We start from the raw sequence: 17,144 nt of genomic DNA, 5'->3' as shown, positions 1-17,144 counted from the left end.
CCCGCCGATGCGCACCCTGTGCTCCTCCACCCTGATCGGCGAGGCCCTGCTGATCATGTTCGCCGGCCTGGTCGCGATGAAGCTCACCGACGTCGGCACCGGCACCATCTGGGCGGTCAGCGGCACCGCGATGCTGCTCTGCGTGCTGCTCTGCGGCGTGATCACCCGGCCCGGCGCGGTCTGGGTCGGCTGGGCGCTCCAACTCGGCGTGCTGGCCAGCGGACTGGTGCTCCCGACGATGTACGGCTTCGGCCTGGTCTTCGGCGGCCTGTGGTGGTGCTCGGTGCACTACGGACGCAAGATCGACGTCATCAAGGCGGAGCGCGCCGCGGCCGCCGCCGCGCCCGCGCCCGCGCTCTGACCGGGCTGGTCAACGGGGCGGCCTCCTGGCCGGGGTAGTGTCTGGGACATACACCAGGCACGACCGAACAACCAGGAGCCGCACCGTGTCCCAGCGCACTCTCGTCCTGCTCAAGCCCGACGCCGTGAAGCGCGGCCTGGCCGGCGAGATCATCAGCCGGATCGAGCGCAAGGCCGGCTGGCGGTTCGCTGCGATCGAGCTTCGCACCTTCGACCGGGCCACCCTGGAGCAGCACTACGCCGAGCACGTCGGCCGCCCGTTCTACGAGCCGCTGCTGGAGTTCATGACCTCCGGCCCGTCGATCGCGCTGATCGTCGAGGGCGAGAACGTCGTCCCCGGCATCCGGGTGCTGGCCGGCGCCACCGACCCGCTGCAGGCCGGCGCGGGCACCATCCGCGGCGACTACGCGACGATCACCCGCGAGAACCTGATCCACGCCTCGGACTCGCCGGAGTCGGCCGAGCGCGAGATCAAGATCTTCTTCCCCGCCCACGCGTGACGTTCCGGTAGGGATTCCGCGTCCGGACGTGTGGGTGCCGTGGGACTTCCCGGCACCCGCGCGTCCGGGTGTTCGGGCTGGTGAGAGCCTGGTTCCACCATCTGAGCGTTAATCCTCAAATCACGGAACCCCACCCCCCGACACGGCGTCCCAATGCCATGAGAAGCCGTACCGCCGCCGGAGAATGGGCGGCATGCCGTACCCGCCGCTCGTGCTGACCGGCGTGACTACGATGGACCCCAACTCACGGGCCCGGCGCGGTTGCTCAGCCGCCGTCAGCCCTCGCGCGGGCCCGCGCGGCCGGCCCGCCCTGCGCCCTTGATCCGAACTCGGGAAGGCACTCGACATCCCATGGCGAACAACCTGTCGTTCATCGGCCGGGACCTGGCGATCGACCTCGGCACCGCGAACACACTGGTGTACGTCAGGGGCAAGGGCATCGTGCTGAACGAGCCCTCGGTGGTGGCGGTCAACACCAACACCGGCGGGATCCTCGCGGTGGGCGCCGAGGCGAAGAAGATGATCGGCCGCACCCCGGGCAACATCGTGGCGATCCGCCCGCTCAAGGACGGCGTCATCGCCGACTTCGAGATCACCGAGCGGATGCTGCGCTACTTCATCCTGAAGATCCACCGCCGCCGCTACCTGGCCCGCCCGCGGGTCGTGGTCTGCGTGCCGTCCGGCATCACCGGGGTGGAGCGCCGCGCGGTGATCGAGGCCAGCTCGCAGGCCGGCGCCCGCCAGGTGCACATCATCGAGGAGCCGATGGCCGCGGCGATCGGCGCGGGCCTGCCGGTGCACGAGCCGACCGGCAACATGGTGGTCGACATCGGCGGCGGCACCACCGAGGTGGCGGTGATCTCGCTCGGCGGGATCGTCACCGCCCAGTCGCTGCGGGTGGCCGGCGACGAGCTGGACAACGCGATCGTCCAGCACATCAAGAAGGAGTACAGCCTGCTGCTCGGCGAGCGCAGCGCCGAGCAGATCAAGATGTCGATCGGCTCCGCCTTCGGCAGCGAGGGCGAGAAGGACGAGCACGCCGAGATCCGCGGCCGCGACCTGGTCTCCGGCCTGCCGAAGACCGTGGTGATCTCGGCCGCCGAGGTCCGCGAGGCGATCGACGAGCCGGTGAACTCGATCATCGACTCGGTGAAGACCACCCTCGACCAGTGCCCGCCGGAGCTGGCGGGCGACGTGATGGACCGCGGCATCGTGCTCACCGGCGGCGGCGCCCTGCTGCGCGGCCTCGACGAGCGGCTGCGCCGGGAGACCGGCATGCCGATCCACATCGCGGAGAACCCGCTCGACTCGGTGGCGCTCGGCGCCGGCAAGTGCGTCGAGGAGTTCGAGGCGCTGCAGCAGGTCCTCGACGCGCAGCCGCGTCGTTAAGCATCCCAACTGAACAAGACTCAGCTGACGGACACTCAGCACGAAGGGGCAGCACCAGCACCGTGAGGGACACCCGAGAGAGCCGACTGCTGCTGGTCTTGCTGGTCGCCGTCGCCTTCGCGCTGATCACCGTGGACATCAAGGGCGGCGAGTCCTCGCCGCTCGGCGGGGCCCGGCGGGCCGCCGCCTCGGTGCTCGGCCCGGTGGAGAACGTCGCGGCCGGTGCCGTCGACCCGGTCGCCGGGTACATCCGGGCGATCCGCGACGCCGGCACCCACCAGCAGCGCCTGGACCAGATCACCCGCGAGAACACCGAGCTGCGGCAGAAGCTGGCGTCCTCGGACGCCGCGGTCGGCCGCACCAAGCAGCTCGACGAGCTGCTGCGCACCGCGGGCTCCGGCGGCTACACCATCAAGGCCGCCCAGGTGATCGCGATCGGCGCCGCCCAGGGCTTCTCCTGGACCATCACCATCGACGCCGGCAGCGACGACGGCCTGACCCGCGACATGACCGTGATCGACGGCCAGGGCCTGGTCGGCCGGGTCACCACCGTCGCGCCGACCACCGCCACCGTGCTGCTCGCCTCCGACCCCGGCTTCACCGCCGGCGTCCGGCTGGAGGGCAGCGACGAGATCGGCTTCGCCGCCGGACAGGGCACCGCCCCGATGAAGATCCAGCTGCTGAACGGCCGCGCCCAGGTCAAGCCCGGCGACCGGCTGGTCACCTTCGGCTCGCACAGCGGCCGCCCGTTCGTGCCGGGCGTCCCGGTCGGCACGGTCAGCGAGGTCCAGGCCACCCCGGGCCAGCTCACCAAGACCATCCTGGTCCAGCCGTACGTGCAGTTCACCCGCCTCGACCTGGTCGGCGTGGTGGTCGTCCCGCCGCGCACCGACCCGCGGGACGCCGTGCTGCCGCCCGTGCCCGCCGCGTCCGCCGCCAGCAACCCGCAGGCGCCGATCGCCGCCGTACCGCCCACCACCGGGGGACACTGATGCCGCGTCTGAACCGGATCCTGCTCTCCGCCGTCCTGCTGCTGGTCGCCCTGGTGCTCCAGGTCAGCGTGCTGGGCCGGCTCCAACTGCCCGGCGCCACCCCGGACCTGCTGATGCTGGTGGTGGTCGGCCTGGCCCTGGTCTACGGCCCGAAGGGCGGCTGCCTGGTCGGCTTCGGCGCCGGCCTGCTCGCCGACTTCGCCCCGCCGTCCGACCACGCGATCGGCCGCTACGCCCTGGTGCTCTGCCTGGTCGGCTACGCCGCCGGCCTGCTCAAGCCGGACGGCGGCCGGCAGCGCTCCGCGCTCAGCGCGCTCGCCGTGGTGGCCGGCGCCGCGGTGGTCTCCACCCTGCTGTACGCCGCGGTCGGCGCCCTGGTCGGCGACACCGCCGCCCGGCACGTCGGCCTCACCGGGCTGGTGATCAGCGCGCTGCTCTACGACGTGCTGCTGGCCCCGTTCACGGTCCCGCTGGTGATGCTGCTGGCCCGCCGCTTCGACGGCGACCGGGTGGTCAACGAATCGGCGCGCGGCGCCGACGGCGGCTCCGGCCTCGGCTCGCTGGGCCGCTACCGGACCACCCGCGAGGCCTCGCCCATGCCCACCTACAAGAAGAAGCGCGCGCTCGGCCTCGCCAAGCGCCCCTGAGCCGGGACGGAGCCCCGCGCAACGTGAGTAACATCCCCGAGACCGGCCGGACCCAGCGGGTGACGATCCGTCTGGTGGTGCTCCAGGTGCTGGTGCTGTCGCTGCTCGCCACCCTCGGCGGCCGGCTGTGGTACCTGCAGGTCCGCAACGGCAAGGAGTTCACCGCCCAGGCCCAGGGCAACCACATCCGCGAGGTGGTGGAGCCCGCCGTCCGCGGCGAGATCCTGGACGCCTCCGGACGCATCCTGGCCGGCAACGAGACCAAGCTGGTGGTGTCGGTCTCCCGCACCTCGCTGCTGCAGCAGAAGGACCACGGCAAGGCCGTGCTGACCCGGCTGGCGGAGGTCCTCGGCGTGCCCGCCGACGACGTGCGCAACAAGGTCCGCCTGTGCGACGCCAAGACGCCGCAGCCGTGCTGGAACGGCTCGCCCTACCAGCCGATCCCGGTCACCCAGCAGGCCACCACGCAGCAGGCGATGCAGATAATGGAACGCCGCGAGGACTTCCCCGGCGTCACCGCCCAGCCCACCGCGACCCGCCGCTACACCGGCGTCGAGGGCGCCAGCGCCGCGCAGATCCTCGGCTACCTGTCGCCGGTCACCGACGACGAGGTCACCAAGACCGCCGACAAGACCGGCCGCGAGCGCCGGCTGCCCTCCGACCAGATCGGCCGGGCCGGCCTGGAGTCGGTCTACGACGACGACCTGCGCGGCACCACCGGCGTCGACCGGCTGGAGGTCGACAACCTCGGCCGGGTGATCGGCAGCGCCGGCACCACCCCCGCGCAGTCCGGCAACAACCTGGTCACCTCGATCGACGCCCGGGTGCAGAAGGTGGTCGAGGACCAGCTGGCGCAGGCGATGGCCGAAGCCCGCAAGGTGTACGACAAGGAGACCCAGAAGAACTACGAGGCCGACTCCGGCGCGGCCGTCGTCATGGACGTGCACACCGGCCGGATCGTCGCGATGGCCAGCGCCCCCACCTACGACCCCAACCTGTGGGTCGGCGGCATCTCCGCCAAGGACTACCAGGCGCTGAACAGCAAGGACTCCAACTACCCGCTGATCAACCGGGCCATACAGGGTCAGTCCGCGCCCGGCTCCACCTTCAAGGTGATCTCCACGACCGCCGCCGTGCAGGCCGGGTACTCCCTGAACGGGCACTACCCGTGCCCCAAGTCGCTGACCATCGGCGGCCGCGAGTTCAAGAACTTCGAGTCCGAGAGCTTCGGTGACATCTCGCTGGAGAAGGCCCTGGAGGTCTCCTGCGACACCGTCTTCTACGGCCTGGCCTACGACCAGTGGATGAAGGACGGCGGTCTCAAGCCCAAGAAGGACGCCGGCGACTGGTTCTTCAAGACCGCCCACCAGTTCGGCCTGGGCGCCAAGACCGGCATCGACCTGCCGGGCGAGGTGACCGGCCGGGTGCCCGACCGGCAGTGGAAGCAGTCGTACTACGACGCCATGAAGCAGTCCTGGTGCGACCAGGCGGCCAAGGGCGGCCACGAGTACGCCGACGAGATCGCCCGCGAGAACTGCGCCGACGGCAACCAGATGCGCGCCGGTGACATGGTCAACTTCGCCATCGGCCAGGGCGACACCCTGGTCACCCCGCTGCAGATGGCCCGGGTCTACGCGGCGCTCGCCAACGGCGGCACGCTGTACCGGCCCACCATCGGCAAGGCGGTCGTCAGCCCCAGCGGCGCGCTGGTGCGCGACATCGCCCCGCACGAGGACGGCAAGATCCCCGCCCAGGGCCAGCTGCTGCAGTACATCGACCAGGCCACCGCCGGCGTCATCACCAGCGGCACCGCCGCCTGGAAGTTCACCGGCGCGGGCTGGCCGCAGGGCAAGATCGAGCTGCACGCCAAGACCGGCACCGCCGAGGTCGCCGGCAAGCAGACCACCTCCTGGCTGACCACCTACAGCAAGGACTACGCGGTGGTCATGACGATCAGTCAGGGCGGCACCGGCTCCGGCGGCTCCGGCGACTCGGTGCGCCGGATCTACCAGGCGCTGTACGGCGTCGACGACAAGGGCAACATCGACAACGCCAAGGCGCTGCTCCCGCAGCCGCAGGCACAGCTGCCCAAGTTCAACCCGGACGGCACCGCGATCATCCAGGCCGCGTACACCTACGAGACCGGCGCGACCTTCCTCGACCCGGCCCCGCCGGCCGGCGCCGACGCCCCCGCCACCGTGCTGCTGGCCGCCGTCGAACCCACCCGCACCGGGTACGGAAGGGGCAGGGCATGACCTCCTACGGCTCGTACCGCACCGTCCGGCTCGCCCCCCGGCGCAACTCCTTCGCCAAGGTGATGGCCAAGGACTCCCCGCTGCGCCGGCTCGACTGGATCATGATCCTGGCGGCGCTCGGGCTGTCCCTGATCGGCTCGATGCTGGTCTGGTCCGCCACCCGCGGCCGCGACCAGCTCACCCACGGCGACCCGCAGTACTTCCTGTACCGGCACCTGACCAACCTGCTGATCGGCGTCGCGCTGTGCACGGTGGTCGTGGTGGCCGGCACCCGGCGGCTGCGCACGGTGGTGCCGTTCGTCTACCTGGCCGTGGTGCTGATGCTGTTCGCGGTGCTCAGCCCGCTCGGCTCGACCATCAACGGCGCGCACTCCTGGATCCAGTTCGGCGGCGGCTTCTCCATCCAGCCCGCCGAGTTCGCCAAGCTGGCGATCGTGCTGGGGATGTCCGTGGTGCTCTCCGCCCGGGTCGACGCCGGCGAACGCGAGTTCCCCACCGGCCGCAGCGTGCTGCAGGCGCTCGGCCTCGCCGCCTTCCCGATGGCCGTGGTCATGCTGATGCCGGACCTCGGCTCGGTGATGGTGATGGCGGTCGTCGTGCTCGGCGTGCTGCTCGCCTCCGGCGCCTCCAACAAGTGGGTGTTCGGCCTGCTCGGCGGCGGCGCGGCCGGGGCGCTGGCGATCTGGCAGCTCGGGGTGCTCAGCAAGTACCAGGTCGACCGGTTCGCGGCCTTCGCCAACCCCGCGCTCGACCCGGCCGGCGTCGGCTACAACACCGCCCAGGCCCGGATCGCCATCGGCTCCGGCGGCCTCACCGGCATGGGCCTGTTCCACGGCACCCAGACCACCGGCCAGTTCGTCCCCGAGCAGCAGACCGACTTCGTGTTCAGCGTGGCCGGCGAGGAACTCGGCTTCGTCGGCGGCCTGGTGATGATCGGCCTGCTCGGCGTCATCCTCTGGCGCGCCTGCCGGATAGCGCGCCAGGCCACCGACCTGTACGGCACGATCCTGGCCGCGGGCGTGGTCACCTGGTTCGCCTTCCAGGCCTTCGAGAACATCGGGATGAACCTCGGCATCATGCCGGTGGCGGGCATCCCGCTGCCCTTCGTCTCCTACGGCGGCTCGTCGATGTTCGCGGTCTGGATCGCCGTCGGACTGCTCCAGTCGGTCCGCTCCCAGCGGCCGATAGGGATCTAGGCGATCGGGATCCGGGCCTGCGCGCGGAAACGGTGACCCTCGGGGCTCGGCTACCCTGAAGGGTCACCTCGTTTTCTGCCGTAAAGGTCCTTGCGCATGACTGTCGAATCGGTCTTCCCACGCCTGGAGGCCCTCCTCCCGCACGTCCAGAAGCCGATCCAGTACGTCGGTGGCGAGCTCAACTCGACCGTCAAGGACTGGGATTCCTGTGACGTGCGGTGGGCGCTGATGTACCCGGACGCCTACGAGGTCGGGCTGCCCAACCAGGGCACGATGATCCTCTACGAGGTGCTCAACGAGCGCGAGGGCGTGCTCGCCGAGCGCAGCTACAGCGTCTGGCCCGACCTGGAAGCGCTGATGCGCGAGCACGGCGTCCCGCAGTTCACCGTGGACGCGCACCGCCCGATCAAGGCCTTCGACGTCTTCGGGCTGTCGTTCTCCACCGAGCTCGGCTACACCAACATGCTGACCGCGCTCGACCTCGCGGGCATCCCGCTGCTCGCCGCGGACCGCACCATGGACGACCCGGTGGTGCTGGCCGGCGGGCACGCCGCGTTCAACCCCGAGCCGATCGCCGACTTCATCGACGCCGCCGTGATCGGCGACGGCGAGCAGGCCGTGCTCGACATCACCGACATCGTCCGCGCCTGGAAGGCCGAGGGCCGCCCCGGCGGTCGCGACGAACTGCTGCTGCGCCTGGCGAAGACCGGCGGGGTGTACATCCCGCGCTTCTACGACGTCGAGTACCTGCCGGACGGCCGGATCGGCCGCGTGGTGCCCAACCGCCCCGGCGTCCCGTGGCGGGTCTCCAAGCACACCGTCATGGACCTCGACGAGTGGCCCTACCCCAAGCAGCCGCTGGTCCCGCTCGCCGAGACCGTGCACGAGCGGATGTCGGTGGAGATCTTCCGCGGCTGCACCCGCGGCTGCCGCTTCTGCCAGGCCGGCATGATCACGCGCCCCGTGCGGGAGCGAAGCATCACCGGCATCGGCGAGATGGTCGAGGCGGGCCTGAAGGCCACCGGCTTCGAGGAGGTCGGCCTGCTCTCGCTGTCCTCCGCCGACCACTCCGAGATCGCCGACATCACCAAGGGCCTGGCCGACCGCTACGCCGCGGACAAGGTCGGCCTGTCGCTGCCCTCCACCCGGGTCGACGCCTTCAACATCGACCTCGCCAACGAGCTCTCCCGCAACGGCCGCCGCTCCGGCCTGACCTTCGCCCCCGAAGGCGGCTCCGAGCGGATCCGCAAGGTCATCAACAAGATGGTGTCCGAGGAGGACCTCATCAACACGGTGGCCACCGCGTACGGCAACGGCTGGCGCCAGGTGAAGCTGTACTTCATGTGCGGCCTGCCCACCGAGACCGACGAGGACGTGCTGCAGATCGGCGAGATGGCGAAGAACGTCATCGCCAAGGGCCGCGAGGTCACCGGCACCAACGACATCCGCTGCACCGTCTCCATCGGCGGCTTCGTGCCCAAGCCGCACACCCCGTTCCAGTGGGCGCCGCAGCTGTCCGCCGAGGCGACCGACGAGCGGCTGGCCAAGCTCCGCGACTCGATCCGCGGTGACCGCAAGTACGGCAAGAACATCGGCTTCCGCTACCACGACGGCAAGCCCGGCATCGTCGAGGGCCTGCTCTCCCGCGGCGACCGCCGGCTCGGCGCCGTGATCCGCGCCGTCTACGAGGACGGCGGCCGGTTCGACGGCTGGCGCGAGCACTTCTCCTACGACCGCTGGATGGCGTCCGCCGCCAAGGGCCTGACCGGCACCGGCGTCGACGTCGACTGGTACACCACCCGCGAGCGCACCTACGAGGAGGTCCTGCCCTGGGACCACCTCGACAGCGGCCTCGACAAGGACTGGCTGTGGGAGGACTGGCAGGACGCCCTCGAGGAGGTCGAGGTCGAGGACTGCCGCTGGACCCCGTGCTTCGACTGCGGCGTCTGCCCGCAGATGGACACCCACATCCAGGTCGGCCCGACCGGCAAGAAGCTCCTCCCGCTGACGGTCGTCAACAGCTGACACCCCCTCACCTCGAACGCCCCCGGCGCACCCCCTGCGCCGGGGGCGTTCGCGTGCCGTACCATCGCCCGATCGGTCGACGGGGGAGTGACGGTGGGTCAGGAGTCGCAGGGGTGCCTGGTCGCGGTGGTGCGGCCGGTCGTGGTCGCCGTGGTGGTGCCGGTGCGGCTGCTGTGGGAGCTGGCCGTGCTGGTCGGCCGGGGGCTCTGGTGGCTGCTCGAGCGGGTGGTGGGGCGACCGCTGGACCTGCTGTGGCGGTACGTGCTGGCACCGCTGGGGAACTGGCTGATCGTCATACCGCTGCGCTGGCTGCTGCGCTGGGTGGTGGTGCCCCTCGCGCAGTGGCTGTGGCGCTACGTGCTGGCCCCGCTCGGACGCGTGCTGCGCGCGGTCGCGGTGCGGGTCGCGAAGGTGGTGCGCCGGCTGTGGCACCGGGTCGCGGTGCCGATCGGGCGGGTGCTGTACCACCTGCTGTGGGTTCCGCTGCGGTGGCTGTGGCGGACGCTGCTGTTCCCGGTGCTGCGCGCGCTGTGGCTGGCGTTCCTGTGGTCGTGGCGGATCGGCGGCCGGATCTGGCGCTTCACCGTGGTGCGGCCCTGCCGCTGGGTGCGCCGGGAGGTCTGGTGGCCGGTCAGGGCGGAGATCCGCCGGGTGGCCCGGGAGGTACGGCGGACGCTGCTGGGCTGAACCAGCGCGTACCCTGGTGACGACAGAGTCCGGCCGGAGCCGCAACCGGCGTGAGGCCGGACGGGGACAACTGACGAAGGACTGAGCTCCCTGGCACGCCGCACGCCCGACGGTCCGCCGCCCGCGCCGACGGTGCAGCGCATCCGTCTCCGCTACACCAAGCGCGGTCGTCTGCGCTTCACCAGCCACCGGGACTTCCAGCGGGCGTTCGAGCGCGCGCTCCGCCGCTCGGCCGTCCCGATGGCCTACTCCGCGGGCTTCACCCCGCACCCCAAGGTCTCCTACGCGAACGCCGCCCCGACCGGCACCGCCAGCGAGGCCGAGTACCTGGAGATCGGCCTCGCCGAGACCCGCGACCCCGAGGCGCTGCGCCGCCAGCTGGACGAGTCGCTGCCGCCCGGCCTGGACATCACCGACGCCGTCGAGGTCCGCACCGCCAACTTCGTGGAGCGCCTGGAGGCCTCCGAATGGCTGCTGCGCCTGCCCGGCGTCGAGCCCGCCGAGGCCGAGAAGGCCGCCGCGGTGTTCCTCGCCGCCGACGCGGTCGAGGTGCAGCGGATGACCAAGAACGGCCTGCGCACCTTCGACGCGCGCGCCGCGGTCGCCGCCATGGAACTCCTCCCCGAGGGCTCCGTGCAGGTCGGGATCGGTGACGACACCGGCGCGGACGGTGCAGACGATGTTCGCAATGGCGCTCCCTGTGCGATACTGCGCCTGGTAGTACGACACGCCACACCCGCCGTACGACCCGACGACGTATTGTCCGGTCTCCGTTCGACGGCCGACCTCGCGCCGCCGGTCCCCGCAGAGGTGACCAGGCTGGCGCAGGGGCCGCTCGACGAGCAGACCGGCACGGTGACCGACCCGCTGGCGCTCGACCGCGCCGCGGCCGAGGCCGGCCGCTAGGCCGACCTGCCGCGCGCAACCGCCGTCCGCCGAGTGGGCGGGAGCGCAGGCACGGAGCACACCTCCGCGCCTGCGGCTCCCCGGCCCCCGCGGCTCCCCAGGGGAGCGAGCGTCGTCGCGCGCAGGCCCGGCCACCCCTCGGCCCGGCCCTTGAAAACTGAGAAGACTGGTCAGACCAGAAGACTTTTCGACACCCCGCGACGTGCGGGGGTCGAGCGAGACTACGAGCCCCTGTGCGGCCTCGCGTCCGCACGACGGCACCGTGGGAGCCGGACCGCCAGATCGCGGCCGGCTGGTGATTGCGGTGGCACGTCGTGCCCGGATGCGGAGCCCGGGGGCCTGACGGGAGAACCCCCGCATGCTCGAAAACACCGAACCGCAGCCCGCTGCGGCCGACAACAATGACTCCGACGGCACCTCCGCGGCCCCGCCGCGCCGCCGTCGCCGGGCGGTGTCCCGCCCGGCCGGCTCCCCGCAGGGCGCCGCGAGCGAGACCGCCGAGACCGTCGTCCCGGTGACCGCCGCCGAGGCGGAGGAGCCCGCCGCGGCCGAGGCCCCGGCCGAGAAGCCCGTCCGGGCCCGCCGCACCCGCAAGCGTGCGGAGTCCCCGGCCGGCGCGCCGGAGGCTCCCGCCGCGGTCGAGGAGCCGGTCGCCGCCGAGGCCGAGCCCGCCGAGGAGAAGCCCGCTCCCGCCCGCCGTACCCGCAAGCGGGCCTCCGCCCCGGCGCAGACCCCCGCCGCCGTCGAGGAGCCCGTGGAGGCCCCCGTGGCGGTCGAGGAGCCGGCCGCCGAGGCCGAGCCCGTCGACGAGAAGCCGGCCCGCGCCCGCCGGACCCGCAAGCGCGCCTCGGCCCCCGCGCAGACCCCCGCCGCCGTCGAGGAGCCCGTGGCGGTCGAGGAGCCGGTCGAGGAGGAGCCCGAGGAGGCCGAGGCCCCGGCCGCCGTCGAGGCGCCCGCCGCCGAGCCCGAGACGGGCCGGGTCCGCCGCCGCGCGGTCCGCCCGTCCACCGCGATCTTCCAGGCGCCGGTCTTCCAGGAGCCCGCGCCCTTCACCGCCCCGGCCGCCAAGCCCGCCAAGGCCGAGCCCGCGGCGGCGGCCAAGGCCGCTCCGGCCGCCGAGCCGGTCCAGGGCGAGGAGGAGGAGTTCGAGTACAGCGGCGTCGGCCGTCGCCGCCGGGTGCGCACCGCGGTGCGCGTCCAGCAGTCCGCCAGGGCCGCGCAGCCGGCCCGGGCCGCCCAGCCCGCGAAGGCCGCGCAGCCGGTCAAGGCCGCCCCGCCGGAGCCCGTGGAGGCCCCGGCCGAGGTCGAGGCGCCCGCCGCCGGCCCGGAGGCCGAGACGGAGTGGGAGGAGGACGGTCGCCCGTCCCGCCGTCGCCGTCGCGGTGGCCGCCGTCGCCGCCGCGGTGACGCGGACGACTCGGCCGCCGAGGGTGTCGAGGGCACCGACGCCGAGGGCGAGTCCGACGAGGACGCGCAGGAGGAGCCCGAGGCCCAGGACCACGACGACGACGAGGACGACCTGGCCGCCGGCCTGTCCTCCTCGCGGCGCCGCCGTCGCCGCCGCCGTCGCAGCGGCGACGGTGCCGCCGAGCCGGTGGAGACCACCGAGGACGGCGTGCGCACCGTGGTGAAGGTCCGCGAGCCGCGCCGCCGCTCCGGCGAGCCGTCGTTCGACCCGGACGAGGTGCAGTCCATCAAGGGCTCCACCCGCCTGGAGGCCAAGAAGCAGCGCCGCCGCGAGGGCCGCGAGCTGGGCCGCCGCCGGGTGCCGATCATCACCGAGGCCGAGTTCCTGGCCCGCCGCGAGTCGGTCGAGCGGGTCATGGTGGTCCGTCAGAACGGCGCCCGCACCCAGATCGGCGTGCTCGAGGACGGCGTGCTGGTCGAGCACTACGTCAACAAGGAGCAGGCCACCTCGTACGTCGGCAACGTGTACCTGGGCAAGGTGCAGAACGTGCTGCCGTCGATGGAGGCCGCGTTCGTCGACATCGGCAAGGGCCGCAACGCCGTGCTGTACGCGGGCGAGGTCAACTTCGGCGCGCTCGGCGGGCACAGCGGGCCGCGCCGGATCGAGTCGGTGCTGAAGTCCGGCCAGTCCGTGCTGGTCCAGGTCTCCAAGGACCCGATCGGCCACAAGGGCGCCCGCCTGACCAGCCAGATCTCGCTGCCCGGCCGCTACCTGGTCTACGTGCCCGAGGGCTCGATGACCGGCATCTCCCGCAAGCTGCCGGAGAACGAGCGCGCCCGCCTGAAGCAGATCCTCAAGAAGATCGTCCCGGACGACGCCGGCGTCATCGTGCGCACCGCCGCCGAGGGCGCCAGCGAGGACGAGCTCACCCGCGACGTGCAGCGCCTGCAGCAGCAGTGGGAGGAGATCCAGAAGAAGGCCGCGAGCGGCAACGCCCCGGCGCTGCTGTACGGCGAGCCGGACATGACCGTCCGGGTGGTCCGCGACATCTTCAACGAGGACTTCACCAAGGTCATCGTCTCCGGCGCGGATGCCTGGAGCACCATCCACGAGTACGTGTCCAACGTGGCCCCGGACCTCACCGAGCGCCTGCAGCGGTGGACCTCGGACGTCGACGTGTTCGCCACGTACCGGATCGACGAGCAGCTGATGAAGGCACTGGACCGCAAGGTCTGGCTGCCCTCGGGCGGTTCGCTGGTGATCGACCGGACCGAGGCGATGGTCGTGGTCGACGTCAACACCGGCAAGTTCGTCGGCCAGGGCGGCAACCTCGAGGAGACCGTCACCCGCAACAACATCGAGGCGGCCGAGGAGATCGTCCGCCAGCTGCGGCTGCGCGACCTCGGCGGCATCATCGTGATCGACTTCATCGACATGGTCCTGGAGTCCAACCGCGACCTGGTGCTGCGCCGCCTGCTGGAGTGCCTGGGCCGGGACCGCACCAAGCACCAGGTGGCCGAGGTCACCTCGCTCGGCCTGGTCCAGATGACCCGCAAGCGGGTCGGCCAGGGCCTGCTGGAGTCCTTCTCCGAGCCCTGCGTGCACTGCAACGGCCGCGGCGTGATCGTCCACATGGACCAGCCGCACAGCCACGGCGGCGGCTCCAACGCCGCTGCCGCCGCCACCGCGGGCGAGGGCGGCGGCAAGCGCCGCCGCCGGGGCCGCGGGGGCGCCGGGCAGGGCGAGGCGGAGGCGGCGGAGACCGTGGAGACGGTCGAGACCGAGCTGTTCGAGGCCGAGCCGGTGGAGGCCGAGGAGGCCGCGGAGGCGGTCGAGGCGGTCGAGGCCGAGCCGGTGGTCGAGGAGGCCGTCGAGGAGCGGGTCAGCCTGGTGGAGATCCCGCCGGCCGCGCCCGCGACCGGTGGCCGCACCCGCCGCCGCGCGGTCCGCAAGGCCACCGCGCCGGCCGGCACTGCCGGCGACGCCGAGATCGTGGTGCTGCAGGCCCGGGCCGAGGCCGCGATGGAGGCCGCGCTGAGCGCCGCCGAGGCGGCCGGCAAGGTCGTCGAGCCGGCCGCGGAGGCCGGCGAGGCTGTCGAGGTCGTCGAGGTCGCCGCTGCGGAGGAGCCCGAGGTCGCGGCCGAGGCCGAGGCCGAGGAGCCCGCCGTCGAGGAGGAGGCCGCGCCGAAGAAGCGCGCCGCCCGCAAGACGGCCGCCAAGACGACCGCCGCGAAGAAGACGGCCGCGAAGAAGACCGTCGCGGCGAAGAAGACCACCGCCCGCAAGACCGCCACCAAGCGGAGCAGCGCGGCGGCCAAGAAGGCCGCGGCCGCCGAGGGTGACGGCGCCGCAGAGTGAGCCCCGGGGCCGGGACCGCCGCCGTATCGGTGGAGGTCCCGGCCCTCGGTAGGGCCCGGTTTGCCCCTGGGTGGACAGGTCCGTATTCTTGACCCTCGGCGTGTTGACGCCACGCTCCAGAGCACCTCACCTCCCGGGTGGACGCCGCTTCCGGCGTTCCGGGGGAGGCCGCTTGTGTCCATACCCAGGTGGCTGGCATCCGGAGTTCCGACCGAGTTTAGGAAAGCAGGTACCGCATGTACGCGATCGTTCGCGCCGGCGGCCGCCAGCACAAGGTCGCCGTCGGCGACGTGCTGGAGATCGACCGCATTGACGCCAAGCCGGGTGACTCGGTCGAGCTCTCGACCATCCTGATCGTCGACGGTGAGTCCATCACCTCCGACCCGTGGGTGCTCGGCGGCGTGAAGGCGCACGCCGAGGTCGTCGACCAGACCAAGGGCGACAAGATCGTCATCCTGCGCTACAAGAACAAGACCGGCTACCGCCGTCGTCAGGGCCACCGCCAGAAGCACACCGCGGTGCGCATCACCAGCATCGACTCGGTCAGCAAGTAATCACTTACTGCGGTCTTCCTTAGAAAGGGGATAGCCAGATGGCACACAAGAAGGGTGCGAGTTCCACTCGCAACGGTCGTGACTCGAACGCTCAGCGCCTTGGCGTGAAGCGCTTCGGCGGTCAGGTCGTCTCCGCCGGCGAGATCATCGTCCGCCAGCGCGGCACCCACTTCCACCCGGGTGCGAACGTCGGCCGTGGCGGCGACGACACCCTGTTCGCGCTGACCGCCGGTGCCGTGGAGTTCGGCAACCGTCGCGGCCGCAAGGTCGTCAACATCGTGGCCGTCGAGGCCTGAGTCCGTACAGACTCGCTGTGAAGGGTGGGCCGGGATGATCCGGCTCACCCTTCATGCTTTATCGCAGGAACACTTTTTTCTTCGCACGGGAGGCACACCTCATGACCACCTTCGTGGACCGCGTCGAACTGCACGTCGCCGCGGGTAACGGAGGCCACGGCTGCGCCTCCGTGCACCGGGAGAAGTTCAAGCCGCTGGGAGGCCCCGACGGGGGCAACGGCGGCGAGGGCGGCTCGGTGACGCTCGTCGTCGACTCCCAGATCACCACGCTGCTCGAGTACCACCACTCGCCCAAGCGCAAGGCCACCAACGGCAAGCCGGGCGCGGGCGGCCACCGCACCGGCGCGGAGGGCCAGGACCTGGTGCTGCCCGTCCCGGACGGCACCGTGGTGCTCGACCGCAAGGGCAACGTGCTGGCCGACCTGGTCGGCCACGGCACCAGCTTCGTCGCCGCCCAGGGCGGCCGCGGCGGCCTCGGCAACGCGGCGCTCGCCTCGGCCCGCCGCAAGGCCCCGGGCTTCGCGCTGCTCGGCGAGCCCGGCGAGGCCCGCGACATCGTGATGGAGCTGAAGTCCGTCGCCGACGTCGCGCTGGTCGGCTACCCGAGCGCGGGCAAGTCCTCGCTGATCTCGGTGCTGTCCGCCGCCAAGCCGAAGATCGCCGACTACCCGTTCACCACGCTGATCCCCAACCTCGGTGTGGTGACCGCGGGTTCGACCGTCTACACGATCGCCGACGTGCCCGGCCTGATCCCCGGCGCCAGCCAGGGCAAGGGCCTCGGCCTGGAGTTCCTGCGACACGTCGAGCGCTGCGAGGTGCTGGTGCACGTGCTGGACTGCGCCACCCTGGAGCCCGGTCGCGACCCGCTCACCGACCTGGAGACCATCGAGGACGAGCTCGCCCAGTACGGCGGCCTGGAGGACCGGCCGCGGCTGGTCGCGCTGAACAAGGTCGACGTCCCGGACGGGCAGGACATCGCCGACCTGACCCGCGCCTCGCTGGAGGAGCGCGGCTACCGGGTCTTCGAGGTCTCCGCGCTCGCCCACAAGGGCCTGCGCGAACTCTCCTTCGCGCTGGCCGAGATCGTCTCCGAGGCGCGCGCCGCCAAGCCGGTCGAGGAGTCCACCCGGGTCGTGATCCGTCCGCAGGCGGTGGACGACGCCGGCTTCACCATCGAGGAGGAGGACGGCGCGTACCGCATCCGCGGCGTCAAGCCCGAACGGTGGGTCCGGCAGACCGACTTCGCCAACGACGAGGCGGTCGGCTACCTCGCCGACCGGCTCGCCCGGCTCGGCGTCGAGCAGGAGCTCTGGAAGATCGGCGCGCAGGAGGGCGACACCGTCATCATCGGCCCCGACGACAACGCCGTGGTCTTCGACTGGGAGCCCACCATGGCCGCCGGCGCGGAGATGCTCGGCCGCCGCGGCGAGGACCACCGCCTGGAGAGCCAGCGTCCGGCCGTCGACCGCCGCCGCGAGCGCCAGCGCGGCCGCGACGCCGCGGAGCAGGAGTACCTCGACTTCGAGGCGCTCTCCTCGGGTCGGGAGCAGCTGGAGCAGTAGCAGCCGCGC

At 72.1% G+C, this 17,144-nt stretch carries 14 protein-coding genes; all 14 read left to right on the top strand.

The annotated features are described in order from the left end of the window. Window positions 1-7 precede the first annotated feature (7 nt). The 14 genes from AB0K51_RS10070 to obgE all read left to right on the top strand — a co-directional run bounded on the left by AB0K51_RS10070 (window position 8) and on the right by obgE (window position 17,135). Window positions 8-361, top strand: coding sequence for a DUF4233 domain-containing protein (locus AB0K51_RS10070; RefSeq protein WP_363452575.1), 354 nt, complete (start codon window positions 8-10; stop codon window positions 359-361). Window positions 362-446: 85 nt separating this feature from the next. Then, entirely contained in the window at window positions 447-860 is a 414-nt protein-coding gene (gene ndk, locus AB0K51_RS10065) for a nucleoside-diphosphate kinase (protein WP_363452573.1), read from the top strand. A 363-nt stretch (window positions 861-1,223) separates the two neighbouring features. After that, a complete protein-coding gene (locus tag AB0K51_RS10060; RefSeq protein WP_363452678.1) occupies window positions 1,224-2,249 on the top strand; it encodes a rod shape-determining protein in 1,026 nt (341 codons plus the stop codon). Window positions 2,250-2,311: 62 nt separating this feature from the next. Next, window positions 2,312-3,241, top strand: coding sequence for a rod shape-determining protein MreC (mreC, locus tag AB0K51_RS10055; protein ID WP_363452571.1), 930 nt, complete (start codon window positions 2,312-2,314; stop codon window positions 3,239-3,241). Then, window positions 3,241-3,888: a rod shape-determining protein MreD gene (mreD, locus tag AB0K51_RS10050; protein WP_363452569.1), complete on the top strand. Its 648-nt coding sequence runs from the start codon at window positions 3,241-3,243 to the stop codon at window positions 3,886-3,888. The genes mreC and mreD overlap by 1 nt, the downstream gene beginning before the upstream one ends. Window positions 3,889-3,911: 23 nt before the next feature. Then, window positions 3,912-6,143, top strand: coding sequence for a penicillin-binding protein 2 (mrdA, locus tag AB0K51_RS10045; protein ID WP_363452567.1), 2,232 nt, complete (start codon window positions 3,912-3,914; stop codon window positions 6,141-6,143). After that, on the top strand, window positions 6,140-7,339 hold the full coding sequence (gene rodA, locus AB0K51_RS10040) for a rod shape-determining protein RodA (RefSeq protein ID WP_363452565.1): 1,200 nt from the start codon (window positions 6,140-6,142) through the stop codon (window positions 7,337-7,339). Before mrdA ends, rodA begins: the two co-directional genes overlap by 4 nt. A gap of 96 nt (window positions 7,340-7,435) precedes the next feature. After that, window positions 7,436-9,364 (top strand): TIGR03960 family B12-binding radical SAM protein, encoded by a 1,929-nt coding sequence (locus AB0K51_RS10035; protein WP_363452562.1) that lies wholly within the window; start codon window positions 7,436-7,438, stop codon window positions 9,362-9,364. A 93-nt stretch (window positions 9,365-9,457) separates the two neighbouring features. Then, window positions 9,458-10,051 carry a hypothetical protein gene (locus tag AB0K51_RS10030; protein WP_363452559.1) on the top strand — a complete coding sequence of 198 codons (594 nt, stop codon included), beginning with the start codon at window positions 9,458-9,460 and terminating at the stop codon, window positions 10,049-10,051. Between the two features lie 132 nt (window positions 10,052-10,183). Further along, on the top strand, window positions 10,184-10,957 hold the full coding sequence (locus AB0K51_RS10025; protein ID WP_363452557.1) for a TIGR03936 family radical SAM-associated protein: 774 nt from the start codon (window positions 10,184-10,186) through the stop codon (window positions 10,955-10,957). A 358-nt stretch (window positions 10,958-11,315) separates the two neighbouring features. Beyond that, complete coding sequence (locus tag AB0K51_RS10020) at window positions 11,316-14,723, top strand: Rne/Rng family ribonuclease (protein WP_363452555.1); 3,408 nt, start codon at window positions 11,316-11,318, stop codon at window positions 14,721-14,723. Window positions 14,724-14,959: 236 nt separating this feature from the next. Beyond that, on the top strand, window positions 14,960-15,277 hold the full coding sequence (rplU, locus tag AB0K51_RS10015; RefSeq protein WP_363452553.1) for a 50S ribosomal protein L21: 318 nt from the start codon (window positions 14,960-14,962) through the stop codon (window positions 15,275-15,277). Between the two features lie 38 nt (window positions 15,278-15,315). Then, window positions 15,316-15,573, top strand: a complete 258-nt coding sequence (gene rpmA / locus AB0K51_RS10010) for a 50S ribosomal protein L27 (RefSeq protein ID WP_030906548.1) — start codon at window positions 15,316-15,318, stop codon at window positions 15,571-15,573. A gap of 101 nt (window positions 15,574-15,674) precedes the next feature. After that, window positions 15,675-17,135, top strand: a complete 1,461-nt coding sequence (obgE, locus tag AB0K51_RS10005) for a GTPase ObgE (protein WP_363452551.1) — start codon at window positions 15,675-15,677, stop codon at window positions 17,133-17,135. Window positions 17,136-17,144 lie beyond the last annotated feature (9 nt).

Origin of the sequence: Kitasatospora sp. NPDC049285, assembly GCF_040678815.1 — a bacterium.
Lineage (GTDB): Bacteria > Actinomycetota > Actinomycetes > Streptomycetales > Streptomycetaceae > Kitasatospora.
This window is presented reverse-complemented; position numbering and strand designations above follow the sequence as displayed.

What these genes read in the sequence shown, in the direction of transcription:
- mreD (WP_363452569.1), top strand. Translation starts at nt 3,241, where the DNA reads ATGCCGCGTCTGAACCGGATCCTGCTCTCCGCCGTCCTGCTGCTGGTC.
- rpmA (WP_030906548.1), top strand. Translation starts at nt 15,316, where the DNA reads ATGGCACACAAGAAGGGTGCGAGTTCCACTCGCAACGGTCGTGACTCG.
- rplU (WP_363452553.1), top strand. Translation starts at nt 14,960, where the DNA reads ATGTACGCGATCGTTCGCGCCGGCGGCCGCCAGCACAAGGTCGCCGTC.
- AB0K51_RS10035 (WP_363452562.1), top strand. Translation starts at nt 7,436, where the DNA reads ATGACTGTCGAATCGGTCTTCCCACGCCTGGAGGCCCTCCTCCCGCAC.
- obgE (WP_363452551.1), top strand. Translation starts at nt 15,675, where the DNA reads ATGACCACCTTCGTGGACCGCGTCGAACTGCACGTCGCCGCGGGTAAC.
- AB0K51_RS10070 (WP_363452575.1), top strand. Translation starts at nt 8, where the DNA reads ATGCGCACCCTGTGCTCCTCCACCCTGATCGGCGAGGCCCTGCTGATC.
- AB0K51_RS10020 (WP_363452555.1), top strand. Translation starts at nt 11,316, where the DNA reads ATGCTCGAAAACACCGAACCGCAGCCCGCTGCGGCCGACAACAATGAC.
- rodA (WP_363452565.1), top strand. Translation starts at nt 6,140, where the DNA reads ATGACCTCCTACGGCTCGTACCGCACCGTCCGGCTCGCCCCCCGGCGC.